This window comes from Xenorhabdus sp. PR6a, from assembly GCF_028599065.1.
Lineage (GTDB): Bacteria > Pseudomonadota > Gammaproteobacteria > Enterobacterales > Enterobacteriaceae > Xenorhabdus > Xenorhabdus doucetiae.
Window position 1 is genome coordinate 24,385 of sequence record NZ_JAQRFJ010000047.1, and the last position, 6,411, is coordinate 30,795.

General features: G+C 43.7%; 5 protein-coding genes and 1 tRNA gene. 5 read left to right on the plus strand and 1 reads right to left on the minus strand.

The annotated features are described in order from the left end of the window. Positions 1 to 257: 257 nt before the first annotated feature. Both PSI15_RS12880 and rplY read left to right on the plus strand, forming a co-directional pair. Positions 258 to 2,015 (plus strand): DEAD/DEAH box helicase, encoded by a 1,758-nt coding sequence (locus tag PSI15_RS12880; protein WP_273583875.1) that lies wholly within the window; start codon positions 258 to 260, stop codon positions 2,013 to 2,015. Positions 2,016 to 2,193: 178 nt separating this feature from the next. Then, a complete protein-coding gene (gene rplY / locus PSI15_RS12885; RefSeq protein WP_045971366.1) occupies positions 2,194 to 2,475 on the plus strand; it encodes a 50S ribosomal protein L25 in 282 nt (93 codons plus the stop codon). A 97-nt stretch (positions 2,476 to 2,572) separates the two neighbouring features. Here the strand turns inward: rplY and yejK are convergent, their stop codons facing one another. Beyond that, complete coding sequence (yejK, locus tag PSI15_RS12890) at positions 2,573 to 3,580, minus strand: nucleoid-associated protein YejK (protein ID WP_273583873.1); 1,008 nt, start codon at positions 3,578 to 3,580, stop codon at positions 2,573 to 2,575. A gap of 277 nt (positions 3,581 to 3,857) precedes the next feature. On the opposite strand from yejK, the gene PSI15_RS12895 reads away from it, so the two are divergent. From PSI15_RS12895 to PSI15_RS12905, 3 genes are all read left to right on the plus strand, one after another. Further along, positions 3,858 to 4,085: a YejL family protein gene (locus PSI15_RS12895; protein WP_045971370.1), complete on the plus strand. Its 228-nt coding sequence runs from the start codon at positions 3,858 to 3,860 to the stop codon at positions 4,083 to 4,085. A 28-nt stretch (positions 4,086 to 4,113) separates the two neighbouring features. Then, positions 4,114 to 5,853, plus strand: a complete 1,740-nt coding sequence (gene yejM / locus PSI15_RS12900) for an LPS biosynthesis-modulating metalloenzyme YejM (RefSeq protein WP_273583874.1) — start codon at positions 4,114 to 4,116, stop codon at positions 5,851 to 5,853. A 75-nt stretch (positions 5,854 to 5,928) separates the two neighbouring features. Continuing rightward, positions 5,929 to 6,005: transfer RNA gene (locus tag PSI15_RS12905), tRNA-Pro, on the plus strand. The last annotated feature ends 406 nt before the right edge of the window (positions 6,006 to 6,411 follow it).

Sequence of the window (6,411 nt, forward strand, 5' to 3'; positions counted from 1 at the left end):
TGACAAAAATAAACACATATGAATGTGTCCTTGATATTGCGAACAACTTCAAGGCCACTATTGGGATACAAGATTAAGCAGATAATTTATAGAAAAATCATCACCCCCGTTACTATAGCAATAATAAGCGACACGTTATAGCCCATTTAATCCTGGAAAAATAATGTCAAATTATTTCCCAACGGCAAGGTTAAATGAAAAATGTTATTCTCTATACTCATTATCTTTTATCTGATATTTGTGACAGTAACATAAAAATGGCTTTTACTTTACGTCCTTATCAACAAGAAGCAGTAGACGCAACCATTCGCTATTTTCGCCAGCATAGCACCCCTGCTGTTATTGTTTTGCCGACCGGTGCAGGTAAAAGCCTTGTCATTGCTGAATTGGCAAAGCTGGCTCATGGTCGCGTTTTGGTGCTGGCACATGTTAAAGAACTTGTTGCGCAGAACCACAGCAAATATTGTGCTTATGGATTGAATGCGGACATTTTTTCCGCAGGACTCAATCAAAAACAGAGTGAAGGGAAAGTAGTTTTTGGCAGTATTCAGTCCATTTCCCGCAATCTGGATTGCTTTGATCACCCTTTTTCACTGTTAATCATTGATGAATGCCATCGCATCAGCGATGATGAAAACAGCCAATACCAGCAAATCATCCTCCAACTCCGAAAAAACAATCCCCAAATCCGCATTCTGGGGTTAACCGCAACGCCTTATCGCCTTGGCGCTGGCTGGATATATCAATATCATTATCATGGCATGACCCGCGGTGATGAACGCCGCTTTTTTCGGGATTGCATTTATGAACTTCCATTGCGCTATATGATTAAACATCATTTTCTGGTTTCTCCAGAAAGACTGGACATGCCCATCATGCAATATGATTTCAATCAGGTACGTACCAGCCAGCAAGGAATATTCAACGAAGCGGAATTAAACCGAGAAATCAAACGGCAAAAGCGCATCACTCCCCATATTATCAGGCAGATCGTCGAATATGCACAAAACCGAAAAGGTGTGATGATTTTCGCTGCGACAGTCGAACACGCCAAAGAAATTTCCCAATTACTGCCCCCAGAGCAAACCGCGCTGATCAGCGCAGATACCCCCGCATCTGAACGAGATCGCTTAATTATGGCATTCAAGGAACAACGACTCCGCTATATGGTCAATGTTGCCGTACTCACAACCGGATTCGATGCGCCTCATGTTGATTTAATCGCCATCTTGCGCCCTACAGAATCCGTCAGCCTTTATCAACAGATCGTCGGACGCGGCTTACGTTTATTTCCTGACAAAAAAGATTGCCTAATCCTGGACTATGCCGGTAATCCCCATGATCTTTACACGCCTGAAGTGGGTAGCAGCAAACCCAACTCACAAAGCCAGCCCGTACAAATATTCTGTCCCGTTTGCCAATTCGCCAATACTTTTTGGGGGACATGCACAACAGATGGAGAGATCATTGAGCACTTTGGGCGCCGCTGCCAAGGCTGGGAAGAAGATGAAAAGGGAAAACGTCAACAATGTGATTTTCGTTTTCGCTTTAAATCATGCCCCCATTGTGGGGCAGAAAACGATATCGCCGCCCGGCGCTGCCATCGTTGTGAAGAAGTGCTGGTTGATCCCGATGATATGCTAAAAGCAGCCTTACGACTAAAAGATGCGCTGGTGTTACGTTGTGGCGGCATGCAACTCACTCCAGGTCACGATAATAAAGGAGAATGGCTAAAAATCACCTATTACGATGAAGAGGGTGCTGACGTATCAGAGTTATTTCGTTTATCTACCCCAGCTCAAAAGAAAGTCTTTGAATTACAATTTATTCGTCAACATCAACGGGCACCAGGCACTGTTTTTCGTTGGAGAACAGCAGCAGACATCGCTAATCAACTGCCTTTATTGCGCCATCCTGACTTTGTTGTCGCGCGTAAAAAAGGGCAATTTTGGCAGATTCGAGAAAAAGTTTTTGACTACAACGGACGATTTAGACGAGCAGATGATCTGTACTAAATAGGCTGAATAGACCGCCCACACACCAACCGGAAAGCATATTTATATTTGCTGTCATATCGGTTTTTCGTTAGAATGCCGCCCGCTTAACGTAATAACCCATGTTAAGACAAATATCGAACCTGCTGCTGGGTCGCCTGTAGCAGGATTTATTTTATTCTTTTACAGAGAAAAAATAATGTTAACTATTAATGCAGAAGTACGTAAAGAGCAGGGCAAGGGTGCGAGCCGCCGCCTGCGCAGAGCTAACAAGTTTCCAGCAATTATCTACGGTGGTAACCAAGAGCCAGTTTCTATCGAACTGGATCACGATGCAGTTATCAACCACGAAAGCAAGCCAGAATTTTACGAAGTTCTGACTCTGGTTGTTGATGGTAAAGAAACTAACGTTAAAGTGCAGGCAGTACAGCGTCATCCGTTTAAACCTAAACTGACGCACATCGATTTCCTGCGTGCTTAATTAGCCACAGTCGAGCTTTTATCGGGACGCCGAGTAAATAACGCCGCTTTTGCGGCGTTATTTATTTCTGCCATTCAGTGTCTTCACGGCTACCTGTTTAACGATTACCACCACCATGACGCTGCAATTGGTCACGCAGATTCGGTGGCGTACCTTTAATCGTTAATGTATCGGTTACCGGGTCCCAAAAAATTCGCTCCCCCATCAGCATGGCATCAAAGTTGATGGTTAACCCGCCCCCACTGCCGGCAAATTTTGTCAATTGACGCAATGTTCCGCGATCGGCCGGAAAACTTTCTGCCAATTCATAGCCCTTTTCCTGCGAAAATTGCTGAAAATTTTGCTCTCCCAATGCAGGCAATTCTTGGGACAGCTCTTGCAGCTTAATCTCCTCGCCGGCCTGTAACTGCTCATTACAGTAACCATAAACTTGCTGCCGATAAGCCTGACGCTCATTTTTATCCAACTGCGCCGACTCACAATAATCATCCAACGCCTGCAACAAACCTTTATTTTGCACTTTGGCATTCATGCCTTCGCTCGCGGCAAGGAAATCCATAAAAAAGTCCGAAACCTTGCGCCCTACCCGTCCTTTTAAGAATGTCAGGTAACGACTGGATTCGGGATTGGTTTCCCATTCAGTCAGATCGATTCTTGCAATAATATCAGCATGGGGAATATCAAGATATTGCGTTGTATTAACATCGAGTTCGTCATTGACGGATGTGCTGTTGCAACTATTCAGCACGGCAATCAGCAAATATTCCACGGCAAGATAGCGATATTGACAAAACAGCACCGTTCCTCCTTCCGCGAACGGATACTTCGCCAACTCATCTTTCAAGCGAACAGTGGCAGCCCGGCTAAAACCGAGAAAATCTTCATCTCCTTTACGCAAATGACGGAGAGATCCCGCCAGCTCACTTTCCTCATTAAACAAACCGTAAGCCTTACTTTTTGCGCTATATACACGATGCAACTCTGCCATCATCTCTTCAACCACTTGATTGGTATCCAGCAAAGCATCACGTAAAATCACTTCCAAGGTTTGTTCATCACGCTTAATCAACCGATGTAACGCGATCTGGGTAATTTCCAGACTCATTATTTATACTCCTTTTGCAGCTTTGGCCATATCAGGCCGTGCGGTTAGCAGCGTATTCAAACATCGTTATCTTTCTGCTGCAACCAAAAACCAAAGCGGTTAAAAAACGCCCATTATTTGGTTGCCAACCTTCAACATCGCAAAGATTAAAATGATGCAGCATAGTCAATATTGGCAACAACTCCGGCAGCAGCGAATTAATTTGTCATAAAAAAGCAGAAAAAGCCCTCTCTATACGGTAAGATATGGGGCTTTGTACATTCAGGATTTTTGATTTATGCCACAGTCATCTCGCTATAGCGATGAAAAAGTTGAACATTTATTAACTGAATTAGTAAATGTTTTCGAGAAAGACCATACTCCAACTGACCTGACCTTAATGGTTTTGGGTAATATGGTAACGAATTTGATCAATACGAGTATTGCTCCCGCACAACGCAGACATATTGCAGACTCGTTTGCACACGCGTTACAGTCTTCAATCAACGAAGATAAAGCGCATTAATCTCATTAATACCTTGACGTAAAGAAATATGGTGACTAGCTGTCAGCATTACCGCGAAAAAGTTTCTCAGATGATCAGTTGGGGGCACTGGTTCGCACTGTTCAACATTATGTTCAGTCTTGTGCTGGGCAGTCGCTATCTATTTGCATCTGACTGGCCGGGTTCACTGTTTGGTCGCATCTACGCGCTGGTCAGTTGGCTCGGCCATTTCAGTTTCATTGTCTTTGCCATCTACTTACTTATTTTATTTCCGCTGACATTTATCGTTATGTCTCAGCGGCTAATGCGATTTCTTTCAGCCGCATTGGCGACAGTAGGTTTAACGCTGCTAATCTTTGATTCTTCCGTCTATGTGCGCTTTCACCTGCATTTAACCCCATTGGTTTGGGATTTAGTCACCAACCCAGAACAAGGCGAATTAGCCAGAGAATGGCAACTGATGTTCATCTGTATCCCACTGATTTTCCTGATACAGATGCTTTTTGGCACATGGAGTTGGCAAAAATTACGCAGCTTAAATCGTCAACGATTTGGTAAGCCACTGGCAGCCGTCTTTATTACTGCGTTTGTCGCTTCACATTTGATGTACATCTGGGCGGATGCCAATTTTTATCGTCCGATTACCATGCAGCGCTCAAACTTGCCAATTTCTTATCCAATGACTGCACGCAAGTTCCTTGAAAAACATGGTTTGCTGGATCATCAAGAATTTCAACGCCGCATTAACCAACAAGGCAATCCCACCGCCTTGAGTGTCAATTATCCACTGAATAACTTGTCTTATCGGGATGCCGGGCGTGGCTATAACTTACTTGTGCTTGTCGTGGATGGATTGAATAATCAAGATATCAGCCATGATATGCCAACTCTGGCACACTTCGCGAAGAACAATATCCAGTTCACACAACATTTCAGCACAGGCATGCAAAACGATACGGCATTGTTTGGTTTATTCTATGGCATATCATCGGGTTATCTGGACAGCATCCTTAACGCCAGGAAATCATCCGCACTGATCGATTCCCTGACCCATCAAGGGTATCAGTTTGTCCTCTTCTCTTCAGATGGATTCCAAACACCACTTTATCGTCAGGCCATACTGGCCGACTATTCATTGCCAGAAGCCAAAAAACAAGACGATAGCGTCACTGTAGCGCAATGGAGCCAATGGCTGGATCTACGTAATGGCTCCACACCGTGGTTTTCATTTCTAAATATTAATGGTCTTGCGCCTTCTTCCGGCAAATTTGACAAGAAAGCGCTGGATACCGAAATCAACCATGTTTTAGAGGTCCTGAAAAATAAAGGCGTTCTGGATAAAACGATCATTGTGATTACAGCCAAACAGGGTAAAGAAACCGCCAGTAACAGCGCAAAATGGTTTACCGATGACAAATTCAACCGCGAACAGCTCCATGTTCCCCTGATCATTCAGTGGCCGGGCACCCCGGCACAAACTATCGATAAGCTGACCAGCCATCAAGATATCATGACGACCTTAATGCGTCGTTTATTACACGTGACTAATTCGCCGGACGATTACTCACAGGGCCAAGATCTCTTTAATGCTCAAAGAGAAAACCCATGGCTGATTACGGGTGATAATGGTTCATTAATTGTCACGACGACTAAAAATACCCTCTATATTTCCAAGGATGGGGAATATCATCTGTATGATTTAGATGGCAATGAAGTTCAAGGAGCCAAACCAAACCTTGCCCAATTATTACAGATACTAACGGAAGTGAAACGATTTTTGGCAAACTAATCGTTTAAAAATCAAGCACTCATTAAATTAGGGGCTTGCTTTGTCAATAAAAAACGGTAATATAAGAAAAGTCATCGGCATGTAGCGCAGCCTGGTAGCGCACCGTCATGGGGTGTCGGGGGTCGTAGGTTCAAATCCTATCATGCCGACCAAAATACCTTAGAAAAACCAACCTGTTAGGGTTGGTTTTTTTATGTCTGAAAATTGCTCATGGTAAAATGATGGTAAAATTCTGGTAAAATGGCCGACGAAAAGTGGCAGAGGCGGGCTAACTTTGGGAGGGGTTTTGTTACTGGCCAAAGATACGAGAAGCACCTCTTTTCTTGCTGTTTTTTCCGATAGTTTCTGTTTGAGATTCATTAGAAAAATACTCATTGGTACCCTACCCTACCTTACATATTACGTGCAAAAGAGGAAGTCGAATACTTGAAGCATGTCGTCCCTTATAGGACAGGTTATCAGCTATACGTGCATTACACAGAAGAGTGGCAGGATATTTAAGGGAAATCGATGGACTAATTCCCGCATCAAATTCTGTACAAATCATGTATACTTCCC